This window comes from Schlesneria sp., assembly GCF_036405755.1.
GTDB lineage: Bacteria > Planctomycetota > Planctomycetia > Planctomycetales > Planctomycetaceae > Schlesneria > Schlesneria sphaerica.
Window position 1 is genome coordinate 1 of the sequence record NZ_DASWWZ010000268.1, and the last position, 17,060, is coordinate 17,060.

General features: G+C 54.3%; 13 protein-coding genes. 4 read left to right on the forward strand and 9 right to left on the reverse strand.

Translation table 11 applies throughout. The features are described from left to right. The first annotated feature begins 395 nt into the window (after positions 1-395). Entirely contained in the window at positions 396-905 is a 510-nt protein-coding gene (locus VGE80_RS09360) for a hypothetical protein (protein WP_440592468.1), read from the forward strand. Positions 906-1,713: 808 nt separating this feature from the next. Here the strand turns inward: VGE80_RS09360 and VGE80_RS09365 are convergent. Next, positions 1,714-2,661 (reverse strand): polysaccharide deacetylase family protein, encoded by a 948-nt coding sequence (locus tag VGE80_RS09365; protein WP_440592469.1) that lies wholly within the window; start codon positions 2,659-2,661, stop codon positions 1,714-1,716. 438 nt (positions 2,662-3,099) lie between these two features. Between VGE80_RS09365 and VGE80_RS09370 the strand changes: the two genes are divergently transcribed. The 3 genes from VGE80_RS09370 to VGE80_RS09380 all read left to right on the forward strand — a co-directional run bounded on the left by VGE80_RS09370 (position 3,100) and on the right by VGE80_RS09380 (position 8,492). After that, positions 3,100-4,251 carry a DUF6268 family outer membrane beta-barrel protein gene (locus VGE80_RS09370; RefSeq protein WP_440592470.1) on the forward strand — a complete coding sequence of 384 codons (1,152 nt, stop codon included), beginning with the start codon at positions 3,100-3,102 and terminating at the stop codon, positions 4,249-4,251. A gap of 294 nt (positions 4,252-4,545) precedes the next feature. Next, entirely contained in the window at positions 4,546-8,061 is a 3,516-nt protein-coding gene (locus VGE80_RS09375; protein ID WP_440592471.1) for a PVC-type heme-binding CxxCH protein, read from the forward strand. A 122-nt stretch (positions 8,062-8,183) separates the two neighbouring features. Next, complete coding sequence (locus tag VGE80_RS09380) at positions 8,184-8,492, forward strand: hypothetical protein (RefSeq protein ID WP_373652820.1); 309 nt, start codon at positions 8,184-8,186, stop codon at positions 8,490-8,492. 155 nt (positions 8,493-8,647) lie between these two features. Here VGE80_RS09380 and VGE80_RS09385 read toward each other — a convergent pair whose 3' ends face one another. The 8 genes from VGE80_RS09385 to VGE80_RS09420 all read right to left on the reverse strand — a co-directional run. Beyond that, positions 8,648-10,375, reverse strand: coding sequence for an OprO/OprP family phosphate-selective porin (locus tag VGE80_RS09385; protein ID WP_440592472.1), 1,728 nt, complete (start codon positions 10,373-10,375; stop codon positions 8,648-8,650). A 517-nt stretch (positions 10,376-10,892) separates the two neighbouring features. Continuing rightward, positions 10,893-12,590, reverse strand: coding sequence for a VWA domain-containing protein (locus tag VGE80_RS09390; protein ID WP_440592473.1), 1,698 nt, complete (start codon positions 12,588-12,590; stop codon positions 10,893-10,895). Beyond that, positions 12,580-13,989 (reverse strand): magnesium chelatase, encoded by a 1,410-nt coding sequence (locus VGE80_RS09395; RefSeq protein ID WP_373653812.1) that lies wholly within the window; start codon positions 13,987-13,989, stop codon positions 12,580-12,582. Before VGE80_RS09395 ends, VGE80_RS09390 begins: the two co-directional genes overlap by 11 nt. Before the next feature lie 271 nt (positions 13,990-14,260). Next, positions 14,261-14,569, reverse strand: a complete 309-nt coding sequence (locus VGE80_RS09400; protein ID WP_373652823.1) for a hypothetical protein — start codon at positions 14,567-14,569, stop codon at positions 14,261-14,263. Between the two features lie 123 nt (positions 14,570-14,692). After that, the gene (locus VGE80_RS09405; RefSeq protein WP_440592474.1) at positions 14,693-15,496 is read right to left on the reverse strand and encodes an alpha/beta hydrolase; all 804 of its coding nucleotides are present in this window, start codon (positions 15,494-15,496) and stop codon (positions 14,693-14,695) included. A gap of 361 nt (positions 15,497-15,857) precedes the next feature. Beyond that, positions 15,858-16,172, reverse strand: coding sequence for a hypothetical protein (locus VGE80_RS09410; protein WP_373652825.1), 315 nt, complete (start codon positions 16,170-16,172; stop codon positions 15,858-15,860). 207 nt (positions 16,173-16,379) lie between these two features. Further along, positions 16,380-16,691: a putative quinol monooxygenase gene (locus tag VGE80_RS09415; protein ID WP_397569449.1), complete on the reverse strand. Its 312-nt coding sequence runs from the start codon at positions 16,689-16,691 to the stop codon at positions 16,380-16,382. A gap of 63 nt (positions 16,692-16,754) precedes the next feature. Further along, a partial coding sequence (locus VGE80_RS09420; protein WP_440592475.1) for a HEAT repeat domain-containing protein occupies positions 16,755-17,060 on the reverse strand: 306 nt, incomplete at its 5' end.

Below are 17,060 nucleotides of genomic sequence, written 5' to 3' on the forward strand. Positions count from 1 at the left end.
AGCGCCGTTCGTCGCGTCATCAACCTGCGTGTCAAAAGCAATGCCGTCTACTGGCTACGGGAGAACGCGGAAACGATCATCCGAATCCTAGCATGGATCAAAGCAGGGAGAGCAGAAGAACTCTTCCATCAAACAACTTCCGTCACGCCCGAACTCGCTGTCTGATGCCTACGATTTTGGAATCCGCCCTCCATCAAACACAATGACATTTTGACTTTACGTTGTCAACTGACTATATGACACTGAAACAAGACTGGCCGGCACTTCGTATTGCGACAATAGAGTACAGTGTCACTGTGTCCGTGGCTGAATAGAATGTAAATCAAAGAGACATCTTGCATCTCAGCAAGCTGAGGTTTTCTTTTCAAGGCGACGAATCAAGGGACTGTGGAGAGATGCAATCTTTTAAGATGCGAGTGAAGGTTTTTTTGTACGCAATTTTACATTCGGTTACTGTATTTCTTCTTATATGTCTTCTTATCACAACTGTTATCTTCGTTATTGGCTTTCATGTTCTTACTCTATGTTGGGATGTCGAATCCGACATTGACGATTACTATGCCGAGTGGGGCGCCTTCGATTTGGTCACCGAGTACATGCGCGAGCATGAAGGTGAATGGCCCCGTTCTTGGGACGATCTACGTGAATTATACGAAGCTAAGGGCGCGCGCGTCAGTGATTGGACATTCGAGAAATACCAAAGTCGGATGTTCATCGATTTTACGGCGGATCCAAAGGAACTCAGAACATTGTCGTTGCGACCGGGTCCGGTGAAGTTCAACGCCATCAAAGCTCGCAGGGCTTTAGGCTGGGCCGGTGGTGCTGGCAACGAGACTCTTCGTAATTACTTTCGACTCGAAGCTCAGGGACACACAGAAGAATCGAACGTCGGAACCACAGATTGAGTTTTCAATTCCGTGACACGCTGAAAGGCCCTTCCTGAAACGATCCGGGGTACAGCCTTCCCTTTTGACATTTTGGAACTGGAGGTTGCAGGCGGTTGCGGAGTTGCGATTCGGCTTTCCTGGCGAGGGACCGCCCGGGCTACTTCAAGACGGCTGCCGTTGATTGCGGGTCCGACTCTGATTGCTGAATCACACTGGGCAAGCTGGCCCTTCGCAGTGAGGTTCGCCTGTCACGATGCCCCTGCGAGACGCTCGTGATGAGACGCCAGCCTTTCTCTGCTCCCGACACTTTGATGATTTTGAGCGAGGGATCAATCGCTTAAGTCGAGGATGTCTTATGCGTGCACGCACGATGCCTGACGCTGCCACACAGCGACAAAAACCCTTGACGTCAACAACGCGGTTTAATATAATTTTTTCAATACTGATCGGTAGACTCGACGCCGGTTTTCGCTGGTTCGTGTTGCGATGATTTTGTTTTCATTGCTATCCGGATTGTGAGCGGAAACGCTTGCGTTGGTCGGTGTGCGGTCTGATCGATTGAGGAGGAGATTGAAAATGATGGGGCGCCGCTGTTTTTGACTGGCTTGATTAGATGCTCAAGATGCTCAAGGTTGAGCAACATGAGCATCTAATCGAAACCCATGAAAATAAGGGGTTTCGCAATTAGGTGCTCAAGGTGCTCATCGATGTGCAGCGCGCATTCTCTCTGAAGAAACTTGGACCCGCCGCAGCGCTGAAAGACTGGATAAGAGAAGTGGGGGCGATTCTGCCGACCTGATTTTTTCGATGAGGACGCGAATTGTGACTAGGGTGCTGACCTGGCTGTCATTTCGTGAAACTGTTTCCAGGTAATGATTTCGATTCCCAGATTCCTGATTTCGTCGATGACGGATTGGTCGGTGAAGATACGGCGGTCTCCGTCGCGGTTGGCGGAACTTGTTGTGATGGCCTGCAGTTCCTCGTTATCAATGCCGCAGTGGATGATGATTTCACTGACCCCCGGTTTCAGTTCACGCAGAGCCTTGAGGTAGCTTTGCTTCCGTATTTCGTGCGACGGGCCGCTGTAGAACTGATACAACGCGTCGAGAATGGGCAGTTGTTTCGCGTCGAGGGCCTGCGATAACTCCGCTGTCTTTTCGGCCAGGGCTGGATACTCCTTCGCGGTGCGAGCATCCAGATGGGCGTTGCGGATGAACAGCACTGGCAGGTTGTATTCGATCCCCAGATTCACGTAGATCTCAACAAGGTCCGGTCGGCTGACGAGGGCTCCCATATGCGTATCAAGATGAGTCACCGGAACGACAAAGTGCCTGGCTCGCTCAATCTGTGCCCGCAGTTCGATCTCGACTTCGCTCCCCTTTGCACTGGCGGCGACGGCGGGGACACCTTGGTGCAGAAACCCGTCCTTGTCGAGCAGACTCGGAACTTTTTCACGCGGCGCGACCGGTCCCCAGCGATACGTTTTCCATTCCGAATTCAATGTCAGATGCAGCCCGAAATCTTTTTCGGGATGTTCTTTCGCATAGATGGCCATTTCCTGAAACCAGGGGCAGGGGACCATGATACTGGCGGACGAGACACATCCTTTCTCCATTCCCTCGATCGTGGCCAGATTGACCGAGTGTGACATCCCGGCGTCGTCAGAATGAATAATGACATATTTTTTGCCCGCCGCATCTGCGGCCGACAAACCTGTCTCACCGAGCAACGACATCCCCAAAGCAGCCACCACGAATGGAAATCGACGCCACATCGGCCAGTATCCTGATTGAGAGAGTAGAAGTGATGACGGGTCGGCCGGAAACGTCCGATCGAGGGACTTGACGAATCACCATTTTTCCGGGACTCGGATTCCGGCCGGAAAAGGATCCTAAGATATTTGGAATTTCGATGCCAACAGTCGACATCAGCTTACCTTTCGCGGTTCCCCCAGGTTATCTCGTGCCTGTCGTTCCCCGAACAAAAACAGGACCCGTCGATCGCTTTACCGCTTACCAGCGAAGTCCTATTGCACTGTAATTACGTCTGAACTGATCTTCTGCAGGTCATCGGATGCGGTTACATTCCCGCCCCTGTCGATGTTTTAAGGACGGGCTGATCGAGCGAGGATACTGGAGATCCTCAGTCGGTTGGAAGTCGATGCAGGCCTCGAGAGTGGTGGCCATGTTCTCCAAACAGGTGACAATCTCAAATGCGTTCGCAAGAGCGGGTTGGGTTCAGTCTGATCCTTGTATGCTTCACGCTGCTGGCTTCGGGGCCAGCAACGGGGCAAACACCACTCCCTCCTGCGGAAGAGGACTTTTTCGAGTCTCCTCTACTGCAAATGCAGTCGTTTGAAACGCCTGAATCGACCAACGAGGAACTCGAGAATCTCCCTCCACCGCTTGTCCGGTCGATCAAGACGGGGGGAGGCGGACCGGGCATGGGGGGCATCAGCGGCTCACCCATGGGGGGGATGGGAAGTCCCGCCGGGGGAGGAAGACCCGTCTATGCTTACTCATTCTTTCAACCTGCGAGCGGTTTAGGAAACCAACCGGGATCTCTGGAAGCACGAGGTGAAGGCTTCGCCGTGGGAGTTCCGATCAGCAGAAGTTCCAACGGGATCTGGATCTTGAGCACGCGGCTCGAGCACGACACCTTTCGGACCAATGCAACCCTTCCGGGAACGACCATGCCATTCCCGGACGAGTTATGGAACATCAACCTGAGTTTGATGCATATTCACTCATTCGACAACGGCTGGACTTTCGGAGGAATGGTCGGTGCCGGTTCGTCCAGCGATCGCCCCTTCGCTTCGATCCGGGAGGTCAATGCGAACCTGCTGACCTTCTTAAACATCCCTGCGAGTGAGCGCGATGCCTGGAATTTCAGCCTGTTCTATTCCCCGTTAGGGCAATTGAGATTTCCAATCCCCGGTGTCGCTTATGCCTGGCGGCCGAGCGATCAGTTTCAAATGAATATCGGCATTCCCTTTTCGCTGACCTATCGTCCCACCGAGACCGTCTCGTTTAATATGAGCTATCTTCCGCTGACCAACGCGAATGCAACGTTGCGCTGGACGCCGAACGAGTCATGGACTCTTTATGGTGGCTACATGACTCATAGCCAGGGCTATGAACTCGCGGATCGCGTCGACACACGACAGCGTTTCTTCAATTTTGACCAGCGACTCGCAACCGGAATACAGAGATCACTCGGCAAGGGCTTCTATCTGGACTTGTCCGCTGCATACCTGTTCGACCGTTCGTACTTCCTCGGTGACTCATTCTTCGGGAGTGGCGCGGAACGGCTTCGGGTGGATCCGGGTGCTCAAGTGATGTTGAGACTCGAATGGGCTCGATAGGCTCTATCATCGCCGCGACCGTTCCATCAACTTGGCCCGGACGCGTCTCGTCTAAGCAAATCGAAGCCGAACGAACACCGGATTTCTGCCAGCACGCACGATGATCACCCAGGGACCATGGTGAATTTTGTAAGGCTCAATTTTCGATTCAGTCTCCCTCCGCTGAGGAACTGAACAAAGCCATCGTGGGTGGCCCCTGATCGTTGGAAGTGCGTCTGGATTGGTTACAATCCGCCTTTTGGCAACTTCAGCAAGGGCTCGACCCAGGGGCTCACTTGGAAGGAATCAGGATTGATGCGGACGTCCATGCGATTTCTGTTCGGTTTGGGATTGAGCCTGTTGCTCTGTTCGACGTCGGGTGCTCAGGAGACCAAAACACGGCTGATTCCTCACGCTCAGGACGAGCCACCGAATGATCCTCGCGATGCTGTGACGGCAGCAAAGCTGATGACGGTGCCCGAGGGCTTCACCGTCGAGGTCGTTGCCGCAGAACCAGACCTTGTCAATCCGGTCGCCATGACCATCGACGAGCGAGGACGGTTCTGGGTGACCGAATCACTGGAATATCCCCGCCGCGAACCAGGCCCGGGCCAGGATCGCGTGAAGATTCTCGAAGATACCGACGGGGATGGGAAAGCGGATAAAGTGACCGTGTTCCTTGATGGCCTGAATATTCCCAGCGGCATCGCGGTCGGACATGGGGGTGTCTGGGTTGCCAATGCCCCCGACATCCTGTTTGTGCAGGACACCGACGGCGACGGCAAAGCAGATAAGCAGGAAGTTGTCGTTACCGGATTCGGCCGCACCGACACGCACGAGCTCCCCAACTCATTGACGTGGGGTCCCGACGGCTGGCTGTACGGTCTGAACGGGGTTTTTAATCATTCTAATGTCCGCTACGTCCCCACAAATCCGAACTTCGATGCCCAGCATCCCGGCTGGCCACTGACGTGTGCTTTGTTCCGAATTCATCCACGAACCCGTGAATTCCAGGTCTTCAGTGAAGGGACGAGTAACCCCTGGGGGATCGCCTTTAATGACGAGGGGGAAGCGTTCGTCTCCGCCTGTGTCATCGACCATCTCTGGCATCTCGTCGAGACAGGATACTACCACCGGCAGGGGGGGCCCTATCCGCCGTTCACCTGGAAGATCGAGTCGATCGTCAAACACAAACATCAGAAGGCGGCGTACTGTGGTATCCATTTCTTTGATTCAGACGCCTATCCAGAGCAGTACCGTCGGAAGCTGTATATGGGGAACATCCACGGTGGATGTATCAACGTCGATCGAATCCACCCCAACGGCTCTACGTATGAGGGCTTTGGTGAACCTGATTTTCTGACCGCCAACGATGCATGGTTCATGCCCGTGGTGCAGAAGACGGGTCCAGACGGAAGCTTGTACGTGCTGGACTGGTATGATCAGTACCACTGTTATCAGGACGCAAATCGGGACCCGGCGGGTCTTGATCGGCTGAAGGGTCGGTTGTATCGCGTCCGGTACAAGGAGACGCCACGGGTTTCACCGAAACTGAATCTGGCGGCCGAATCCGACGACGAACTGATCCAGCGTCTGGGGGCTGGCAACGATTTTCTGCGTGACACCGCACGCCGCATCCTGCAGGAGCGGAACACTTCCGCGATTGCGACCAAGCTGCTGAAAGCACTGACGGCGCCGCAAGTTTCGAACGTCACAAGCGAGCATCGCCACCGGTTATTCATGACCTTGTGCGGGCTGTCCGTTAGTGAAACAGAACAGTTGGCAAAGTGGAGTCGTCAGGAAACCAACTCCACCATTCGGAGCTGGCAAATGCGGTTCCTGGGGGACCATCCTCAGTTCGCGCCGACGATCGACCGTTTCTCGGAACTGGCTCCTGACGCGAAGAACTCGAATGAGGTCCTGCAGTACGTGATCGCCGCCGCGAAACAGGCCGCCGCCTCTGACGCACAAGGCCCAGAGCAACGGGAAGCACTGTTCCGCCTCTATCTGAATGTGCTGGCAAATCTCGGCGAAGACACGCATCTGTCCCGGATCATCTGGCAGAACCTGCATCCCAAGCTGGAGGCATCGGCAGAACAGTTTGTGGCTCTGCTGGAACAACCCGGGATGAAAGACAACGCGGCACTGATTTCCCTCATGCCACGAATTATCGATCGGCTGCTCGGACGTCAGACTTTCGATGCCAACGTGATCGCGGGATTAATTGCATTCCTGGCGGAAAACCACCCTGAAACTGCTGCACTGGGATTACAGAGACTCTCGATGAAAGTGCAGAACCGTGAGTTGACTGCTGACCATCTCGCAGAAATGAAGCACGCGATGGAAGCAACATTGCAACCTGTGCTGCACGGCAAAGCGGACTCCCCGATGTACCTGCCTGCCGCCTTCCTCGCAACAAGCTGGAACGATCCGAGCGGGATCAAAGCGGTGCGTCAAGTCTTTGTTTCTGACACCCAGTCACCGGAACAGCGTCTGCTGGCGTTGAACTCGCTGATCACAATCCGGGACGAAGGCCTGCTGGCAGCAATTTCTCAGGCGTTGGATTCGAAGACCTCGTCGTCTCCGTTCAAGTCGCAACTCTTCGCCTCATTGAGTAAGCATGACGACCCTCGAATTGCGGCGATGATTCTCGAACGCTTCGACCAGTTCGACCCTGAGTTGCAGACCCGCGCTGTTGAACTTCTGACCCAACGCGCGAGTTGGGCCAAAGACCTGCTGCGTGCCATGGGTGCCAGGAAGGTCCCTTCGACAACGATGAACGTCAATCAGGCTCGCCGACTGAATGATCTGAAAGACGAAGAGCTGAGTAAGTTGCTTACGTCTCATTGGGGTCAGGTGCGAGAAGGTCGCGATCCGAATCGTGATCGCTACATTGCCGAGATGCGACAACTGATCCGACGAACTCCGGGTGATCCATTTGCAGGCGAGAAAGCGTTCAAAAAGATCTGTGCTCAGTGCCACAAGATCTACGGAGAAGGAGCAGAAGTTGGTCCTGATATCACGCTCAATGGAAGAAACAATTTTGAACAGTTGCTCTCGAACGTCTTCGACCCCAGCCTGGTGATCGGTGCCGGCTACCGGTCTTACACCGTGGTGACTAATAGTGGTCGAGTCTTAAACGGCTTGCTGGTGGAGGACAGTCCGCAACGAATCGTGCTGAAGGTGCAGGGGGGCAAGCAAGAGGTTGTTCCTCGTTCAGATATTGATGAACTGAATGTCAATGAGATCTCGTTGATGCCTGAGCAGATCGAGAAGCAGCTCTCTGCCACAGAAATTGTCGATCTGTTTGCGTTCCTTTCGCTGGACAAGCACCCGTCAGATAAGTCTGGTCGCCTTCTTGCGGGTGCCGGCGAGGTCATCCCTAAAGAGACCTTGAAGCCTGCGGAATTCGGTCCACTGATTCATGAGATCCTGCCAGGCTTCAACACAACCGCCTCGGGTGAACTCGGGATCGGCGTGCTGAAGGAACATCGGGGACGGATCGGAGTCCTGCGAACTCACCCGGTATCGGCCCAGAAACCGTGTGTCCTCAGCGGAACCTTTGCCATTCCGGCAGGAGTGCGAACGACACTGATGATTGATGTCAGCCATGATCCAAGGGGTGACTGGAGACTTCAGATCAAGGCAAATGGCGAACAGATTTTGAGGCAGGAAATCAATGCCGAAACCTGTCCCGACGGTTGGGCAACGGTCAAAGTTGATCTCAGTAAATTTGCCGGACGTGAGGTTCGGCTGGAACTGCTCAACACTGCCACAGGCTGGTCATACGAATTTGGCTACTGGGGCGGACTTCGGTGGATTCATGAATAGTGGACGTGGGGACGTCTGGAGCATTCAACAGCGGAGCTTGTGTTTTTACCTTTTTCCAATGTTGGGCAAGGGGACGGTCGATACAGTTCCCCGCAGAGATTTTACTTCCAAGGGGATGCGACATGGCTGAACGCGACTACTCAAAATTTCAGAAGAAAGTCATCCAGAGATACTACGACAACCGGCCGGCGCTGGATGAACAGCGCTTGGCCGAACTGGCGACGGAACTTTATCTGGCACCTGATAAAAAGAAGCCAAAACTCTGGGAGACGGCGAAAGAAATCATGGACCGGCTGGGAACGCCAGCCTCGCGCATTGAACACGTCCTGGCAACGAATGATCCGGCTCAAGTTGCCGAAGTTGTCAAAGACGTTCAGTCGGGGAAAATTCGACCAAAGCCCGAAAAGAAGCCTGAAGCACCGAAAGAATGACGGTCAATCGAGGCATTGACCCGACGCTTCGATTGTTGGCTCTCAACTCAGAGCATCGGGCAGGAGAGCTGTCGTGTCAAAATCGACGGGTCTGCATCGCTGCTGCACGTCGATCCATGCGTCGGGAAAGACAGGAACCACGGCCAATCGTTGAATTAGAAATCGACTTGGATTCGACTGACGAACAAGTCGGCAGAGCTATACCCTTTGGCCTGGTTTCTCAGCATGGCGTGGATCCAGTTCAACTGCAGCTTGGTATGAGCATTCAAGAACCAGGTCATCCCTAGAGTCGCGTCGTTCAACAGTCCGTTTCCGGCCTTGTTAGTCCCATCATAGGAATTGGTAGCACTATTGTAGTAATGACCGTCGAGCTTATCAGGATTGTTGAGGTCGACGACAGACCAGCGGGCCGCGACTTCCCAGGCCCCCCAACCTCGAATCTCGCCCGTTTTGAGCGGCAGGAAATTAGAGTTAGGGATAGGATTCCGCAGGGCAGACAACTTCTTGTCATAACGGCGATGCTCGCCCGTTAACCGATACATGACTTCAGCATAGGCCCCCTGGTAGAAGACAGGCCCTACGACACTTTCCACAACCGTGGCCATGTATTCCGATTGGAAACTGAGAGGGCCGGATTGATAAACGGTTTCGAGTCCGAAGAGATTGAAATAATCCGCCTGGTATCGCCCTGTATCAACGAAGATCGGAGTCCCATTCACCGCATTTCCAAAACTCGCAGACAGCTCAGGATAGCCGAGAGGCCCGAATTCGGGCGTTGTTCTCGCCTGATAGAAAGGTTCGGGACTGCCTGCGTTTCCTGGAGCGCCGCTTCCTTTGGCGTCATTAGCTCCTAATCGGCCATAGTTATAAGCAGCGCCAATGTGCCATAAGTCTCGGTCCTCAGCGCACTCATCATAGTACAATAAGTGCGTGACTCGCGTGGAGAACGAAAAGCCACCAATGTTGCCAAAGTCGGTCGCAAAGCGAGAATCCCCAAGAGGGGCATTGTTGTAGCCACCCGTTCGGAAAATACTGTATGCCCAGTGCGTCATCTCATCTTCTGAAGCATTGGACGACATAATCCCGACACGGCGGAAAGGAACGAATGCTAGAAACGGAAGCGATCGTTCCAGAAAGGGGAGGTTCCGGAAACCGCTCATCGCATCCACGCTGAAGGGTTGGAGGAACTGGCCAGCACGAACCTCACCGAAGAAGGGAAGATTTCCCTGCTCAACATAGTTGTCGAAAAAGCTGGGGCGACCGGCGGTCGCAAAGTCGACTTCCAACTGGTAGTTCGTGAACTCAGCGACTTTACCCTGGACGGCAAAACGAGCGCGACGGAATCCCGTTCCATTTTGTGCGTCGCCCACCGTGGCAATGTTTTCCGGGGACTGAGCGTAAAAGCCGGTGTCGAGTTGAAGGAAGCCCGTGAGCTTGTGGGTGGGGTACTGCTTGGCCTTCTTCGCATCGGCTTCATCCCGCTTGGTCAGGCTTTTTTCCACAGCGGAAAGGCGACTGGCGAATTCGGAGGCCAGACTTTCAAAAGATGACTTCTTGGGCAGAGGAGGTTCCGTGCCCGTGACATCAGGATCTGCATTGAAGTAGCCACTGAGATCGACCTGACCTGCCTCGACGTCATTGCCCTCGTAAAATGCATTGTCTGGTTTGAGTAGCTCGCTTTCCTGCTCCAGACGATCGGCAAATTCTGCCGCAAGCGAGGTCTCTTGCCGAGAATCGTCCAGTTCCAGCAGTCGACGCGGGATCAAATCGTCAGCCGAGGATGTGGCGGAGATGAAAAGGACCAGAAGAAGTGCCAGCCCAGCGGACGAGCGTCCTGGGCCGCGCCTCGCGACGGATTCAAAGTAGTCTAGTATTTTTGCCACAATCTCACGCAGAATTCTGCTAATCGACTTACACAAGGTCGCGAGCCATCGACCATGAGCAACAGGCGAGGTATCCCCGCCGTGGCCATCCTCGACGCAGGGGCTGATTTTTGAAAGGACTCATACCCGACATGGGGGCTCAGAAACGAAAGGAAGCCACCATGAATCATCTTCTGTGTGTATCGGTTGTGCAGACTGGGAAATTTGAGACGACTTGATCGAAAAGGTTGAGGAATTCTTCAATTCCGTACCCGATTCAATTCAAGTCACGCCGAATGAGCTCAATGACCTCAGGAACGGACGAGGGGATCTGAATCGCTTGCTGCAGCCGAAAGCCGATTCACGGAGGCCGGCAACCCGCATTTCTGCTGACGTGCCGGCGTCGAGGTCCCCTACGCATAAATTGGAGGCGGAGAGAGAATGAACGGCCCCCCTGACTCACGAAATAAGCACGGCCGGAAGTCGAGGTACACCGAGGCGTGACCGGATACGAGCCCACGTCCAAACCGCAAGTGCTTTAGCCGAGAATCGACTTGCGGTGGTTAACGTAGTCCCAGACGACGAAGCGGTCGAGATCACGTCCGGCCGTAAAGAAAACACGACCTTTGGTCGTCTCTGCAAGACGATGTGCAAACTGAATGTCTTCGCGAGTTTGTGACCAACTTGGAAGCAGAAAGATATTGATCGTGATTCCTTCCCGCTGACACAGAAGCGCTTCCCTCATGGTCGCTGCTTCCGTCGCGGGATCAGAGGGATATAGGAGGTAAAGATGCTGTCCCTCAAAATGAGCTGTCGGCAACCCGTCAGTGATCAGAATGACCTGCCGGTTCGGGGTGTCGCGAGTCGACAGAAACTGCCGACCCAGCTGAAGAGCATGCTGAATGTTAGTGAAGTGGGGGGGAATATCGGATTCCGTGACCTCTTCTCGACTCATGTCTGCTCGCAACCGGACGACGGGGTCGTAGATGGTGACGACCTTAGGCATGAGCGCTGCGACCTCACTGAAGTGACGTGGCTTGGCAAACGACGCCATCTCGATGAACTGGAGAAAGTCGCCCGGATACTCGCGCCGGATCAGGCCATCCAGCGCCAAAGCCATCCGTTTGACGTTCATATACTGCCCCCCCTGACGCATCGACCCGCTCATATCCATCAGCACAGTGGTCGCGCACTTGGGGTTGTTACGAGTCCTGTGGATGACGATATCTTCAGACCGCAGATGCAAAGGTCGTGCGGGGTCACGAACCATGGCATTTACCAAGGATTGCGGAATGTCCATCTGCGAGGCCGAATCCCCGAACTCGTACGGTTTAGTGGCCGCCATTTCAACAGCCCCTTCCCCCTGGATCGGGCCCAGATGGCGGCCGGTTCGGGATGCCTGAAGCTGACTGAAAATCTGCTCGAGCAGTCGTCCTTGAAAGATGCGATACGCTTGCGGACTTAACTGATACCCGCGCCTGGTCCGTTCAAGTCCCTGCTGTTCGGCCAGTTGCCGGACCAGTTCTTCAATCTGCCGCTGCATGGCCGTCAGTTCTTCGAGCTGCTCGGCATCGGCAAACTGACTGAGTTCAGAGAGATCAATCACAGCGATCTGTGCCGTCTTGGCGGCATCTTCCAACTGCTTCAGTAAACGGTCGATTGTCTCCAGTTCTTCTTTCACACCGAGGGCATTATCGATGCTAAGGGACTTTCGGCCGGTAAACGGGTACTTCGAGGCGAGTTCCTCGACCTGATAAACATGGCCCAAGCGGTCAATCAACTGAACGACCTGACGCGCGAAGCGTGAGTGATCGTCGTTCGTCTCGTACCAGATTCGTTCCAGATCCCGGATCTGCTCTTCGTCGACGGCCTTCTTGAATTCCGTCTTCAACCGGTCGGGTGGTGAGGCACTTTGAGCCCGCTTGAGGAAGGCATCTCTCGCTGCAGCAACGACCGTTTTTGTTTCCCAGGTCTCCAGGATCTTTTTCTTTCGCTCCAGCAACATCTGCATGAGCGACTCGAGACTCGGTCCTAATCCGGCAATCTGACGAATATCGAGCTTGATCGCCCTCGCGAGTTCCTCATCCGTCAGCTCGCGCATGTTTCCGAACTCGAGCATATGCTCCATCGCAGGGGAAACCAGGTCAGGAGGTGGTAGAGTCGGACTGGGGATGGTGGCGGGGTCATACCTCTGATAGGTATGAATGACGCCGCCTAGAGTACGTTCAGATGTCATAACGAATCCTCCCACGAGACTGGCTGCGAGAAATCTTCTCGGTCGCATAAAGGCCCGCCAGGACGAATTCGACGCACGAGGCACGCACGGCTGCATCCGATGATGCGTTAACTTCAAACGCCTTGTCCCACGCAGGTGGAACCCGCTTCAGCCGTTCGGAGTAATGGGACGACGGAAGCATGTCGCCGACTTCGATTTTGACCCCTTTACTGAAAATCTCTGCGATCTCGTCGATTCCGTGCTTGTCGATGTACTCCTCGAACACAGTCCGAATCGCTTCCGCAATCAGCGAGTCCAGGATCTGACGTTCATTCATCTGATGACTGCCCATCAGGTCCAGCTCGAGCTTCCCGAGAGACGACGAGTACAAGTGACCAAGGTCACTGATTCGGGGAACAGCCGGAGATTCGCCCAAGCGTGCACCGCGCTGACGAGCACTGGCGATCATTGTTCCGTAATTGGCAATACTGAAGCGGGCACTCACACCGGAAAGCTGGTCGATGTACTTCGACTTGCGAGCCGCAACACTCAATTCTTCAATGATTTCCTTCATGAATCGGGGGACGACCACGGGATATGGTTCACCCAGATTGATATCGCACTCCTGCTCCATGATTTCGATTCCGAGATCACGATCTTCGGGATAGTGCGTGTGAATGACTGATCCGATACGGTCTTTCAGTTGGGGAATGACTTTGCCGCTGCGGTTATAGGTCGCAGGATTGGCAGAGAATAAGATCAGCACGTCAATATCGAACTGAACGGGGAACCCGCGGATCTGGACGTCCCGTTCCTCCAGAATATTGAACAGACCAACCTGCACGAGTTCGTCTAATTCGGGCAGTTCGTTCATCGCAAAAATGCCCCGATGCATCCGGGGAATCAGACCGAAGTGAAGTGCTTCCTCGGCTGACATACTTGTCCCACCGGCGAGCTTCGCCGGGTCGATCTCGCCGATGATGTCAGCGAACTTGGTGCCAGGAGCCAGCCGTTCGACATAACGTTCCTCTCGCGGCCACCAGGCGATTGGCACCTGTTCAGGTGGAACATTTGCAACGAAGTCCTTGCAAACACGGCTGATCGGATTGTACGGATCATCGTGAAAGGGAGCTTCTGGGAGGTCGATGTAAGGAATGAAGTCGTCCAGAAATCGCGAGAGTGTGCGCATCAGACGGCTTTTGCCCTGTCCTTTTTCGCCCAGGAACAACATATCGTGACCAGCGATCAGGGCGATATTGATTTCGGGAATGACCGTATGTTCGTACCCGACGATGCCCGGAAATAGAGCGTCACCTGCGGCAAGAGCGATTAAAAAATTCTGTCGCAACTCCTCTTTGACAGTTTTAGAGACCCAGCCACTTTGTTTCAGTTCCAGGAGATTGGTGGGTCGACATGGCATCTGCTGCATGAAATTCTCGTTGCGGTGACTTTTCGATGAATAAACGACTTAAAATCGAGGTAGCCCTACCGGCACGATTCGGGCGCATTTTGAGTATAGACACCTTGTTGGATTGAACCATGATGTCTTTTTGGACCAATTAAACCACAGCAAATTGCACTAGTGACGCGATTCACGACAAGTCGCCTGCGTCGCTACTGCAAAATACAAAGTTTTCAGTCAAGAATCTGCTGATTCACCCGCCCAAACGCATCAGCTTTTGCAAATTTGTTTAAAGAATCCAGTAGTTGACCCACTCGTTCACCAGCCAGCTCAAGGGGGGACAGAGCTCGCACAGGTATGCAAGGGGCTGGTAGAACTGCGCAACCCATTTCGGACCATCAGCATAGACGGCCGCGTGCCAGGTCCAGAAAAAAGGACCGATCGTCAGCCACGCGAAAAAGATGTATGCCAGAAAGTAGAAGCAGAGATCCTGCAGGACTCCGAACCAAGTCCGCTTGCGCCGTGGCTGGGATTGCGGGGCCGACCGCTTCGACGAAGGGAGGGGGGATGAATCGACCTCGGTTGGATTGGCAACCATGTTAGGCATTCAAAGTGTTAAAAAATTGGCGGCCCTCGACTACACGAAAACAATTCTAGCCGTTTTGAAGATCCCGTCCGGGAAAAAACGGGAACCGCTCCGATTTCTTCATTTCGCCATACATTACTTGCTCAACAGACCTCGGCCTCGCAACCACGCTTCGCACTGGACAGGCCACTGGTCAGCTCCGGGATGTTTCTTCGCCAACCCGATCCCATGCGGCCCTTTCTCATAGATATGCAGTTCGGCAGGTACCCCCGCCTTCACACAAGCGAGATAGAACAGCGTACTGTTGGCGGGCGGAACCCCTTTATCTTCGGACGTATGCCATAAAAATACCGGCGGGGTCGTTGGTTTGACTTGCAGCTCATTCGATAAAAGCGTGATCAGCTCTGCCGAAGGATCCTGCCCCAGCAGGTTGTTGCGTGAGCCCCGGTGCATGGCGGACTCATCCGTGAAAGTGATGACCGGATAGGAAAGTACTGCAAAATCTGGACGGCAACTGACCCGGTCGATCGGATCGCCTGCCGAAGCGTCACCGTCATCAAAATGAGTTGCAGCGGTCGAGGCGAGATGGCCCCCCGCAGAGAATCCCAATACCCCAATCCGGGCAGGGTCAATTTTCCACTCGCTGGCCCGGCTTCTCACAACTCGCAAGGCACGCTGAACGTCAAGCAACGGAGAGGGGTGTTTGTACCGTGGAGCGATTCGGTATCGCAGAACAAACCCCGAAACGCCAATCGAGTTCAACCAGTTCCCAATGTCTTCACCTTCGTGCCCGACGGCAAGGTGACCGTAGCCTCCACCGGGACAAATGACGATGGCAGTCCCTGTATTACGATCGGCCGGGGCGAGATAGGCCGTGATGCTGGGGCGATCGTGTTCCTCGGTCCCCACCGCGCCGGGTGCCCCATCAGGCCAAAGCACAATCTTCTCCTGTGCAGACGCCGATTGACAGAACATTGCGAGGGCCAAGACCCATGCCCGCAAACCAGGGATTCGTACCTCAGACACCAGTCAACTCCGCTCAAAGGAACTGTTTCGGCCTGAGACAATTCTGCCATGTGTGGTCCCTCCGAGGCAAGTCGCATCAGGGGAAGTGGCGATGGCGGCCAGCGGAACAGCCTGACAGAAGCGTCAAGAATACGGGCTGCCCGGTTCTGCGACCCGTAGAGGAGCGTGGCCAAGAGACACTCTTTAGACAACAGGGCAATAAATGAAGCCCGACTCATCAGAATCGGGCTTCAATTGGTCATTTTATGAGAGTGACCAGCAAAACTGACGGCAATTATTTCTTGCCTGGCAGTTTGCCTTCCTTGATCAGCTCGCCGAAGGTCTTGCCATCGGTTTCGCCCTTTTCGCTTTCGATCTTCTTCAGGGCTTCAGCAAGAGCTTCTTCGCCTTTGGTGTTCTTTTCTGGCAGAGCGGCACCCAGGGCCTTGCCATAGTCGTTGCGAACAGCTTTCTTCTCTTCTGGGTGACAGATGCCGCACTTGGCAGCTTCGGCTTCAGTCTTGAGAGCCGGATACGCGGCAATAAACGCCTTCGTGTATTGTGGACGAGCCTGAGCTTCTGGACCACCAATGAACGCGGACAACGCCACACAACACGCGATCCAAGTCAAACTTTTCCGCATAAACTGACTCCTCACATTGTCTACTGAATTTCGAGATAAAAGAGCCCACCATCGAACAAAGGATTGTCCCAGAGATTAGCCCTACAACCGTCGAGAATTAGAGACCGTCGCCCGAAGCGTGTCAACCGACGAATTCCAATACCCTTATGCAACTGCGACTTCCCGAATCCGCAGTTAAACCCGCGGATCCAGAATTTGCAGGCGCACCGAGCTTACAAACGGCTTGACGCGAACTCGGTAGTCAGCCATGTGGGGAGCGACCAGATGCGCTTTCAGGTGATCCAGACTCTCCCACTTCTCGACAATTAATACGAAATTTTCCCCCTGAAGAAACTGCTGCGGCACATCCGTGATCGCATCAATTGCAGCCCCATATTCAATGCACCCCGCCTCCTGTCGAACAGGAACCGCGACCTGAGCAAACTCACGTAAGAAATCTTCGCGGTGCCCTTCGATTGTTTCGACCAGAGCAAGTACATGAATCATCTGGGTCCCCGTTCGGACAATGGGCGGTGGATTATTTGCCACAGTCTGCCGTAAGGCAAACGGCTATTTCTCGATCTGTTCCAGCGAACTCACAATCGCTTCCTTCAGCTCTGCATCGGTTGACGTTTCCAGCAGTTTGTGCAGATCCGGCCCCGCATTCTTCGCGTAGGGACCCATCTCACCCAAAGCGTAGACCGCCCCAACCTGAACTTTTGACACGGGATCGTGCGTTGCTTTGACCAGTGCCTGAACCGCCGCAGGTGATTCCGGAGCCAGTTCCGCCAGTGAGTACGTCGCCAGCCACCGCACATTGGAGTCTCGATCACCAAGGCTCGTCAGAATCGTCTGCAGAGCAGGGTAGGCATACTC

Coding starts and splice junctions, on each gene's coding strand:
- VGE80_RS09360 (WP_440592468.1), top strand. CDS start 396: ATGCAATCTTTTAAGATGCGAGTGAAGGTTTTTTTGTACGCAATTTTA.
- VGE80_RS09365 (WP_440592469.1), bottom strand. CDS start 2,661: ATGTGGCGTCGATTTCCATTCGTGGTGGCTGCTTTGGGGATGTCGTTG.
- VGE80_RS09370 (WP_440592470.1), top strand. CDS start 3,100: ATGCGTTCGCAAGAGCGGGTTGGGTTCAGTCTGATCCTTGTATGCTTC.
- VGE80_RS09375 (WP_440592471.1), top strand. CDS start 4,546: ATGCGGACGTCCATGCGATTTCTGTTCGGTTTGGGATTGAGCCTGTTG.
- VGE80_RS09380 (WP_373652820.1), top strand. CDS start 8,184: ATGGCTGAACGCGACTACTCAAAATTTCAGAAGAAAGTCATCCAGAGA.
- VGE80_RS09390 (WP_440592473.1), bottom strand. CDS start 12,590: ATGACATCTGAACGTACTCTAGGCGGCGTCATTCATACCTATCAGAGG.
- VGE80_RS09395 (WP_373653812.1), bottom strand. CDS start 13,989: ATGCCATGTCGACCCACCAATCTCCTGGAACTGAAACAAAGTGGCTGG.
- VGE80_RS09400 (WP_373652823.1), bottom strand. CDS start 14,569: ATGGTTGCCAATCCAACCGAGGTCGATTCATCCCCCCTCCCTTCGTCG.
- VGE80_RS09415 (WP_397569449.1), bottom strand. CDS start 16,691: ATGATTCATGTACTTGCTCTGGTCGAAACAATCGAAGGGCACCGCGAA.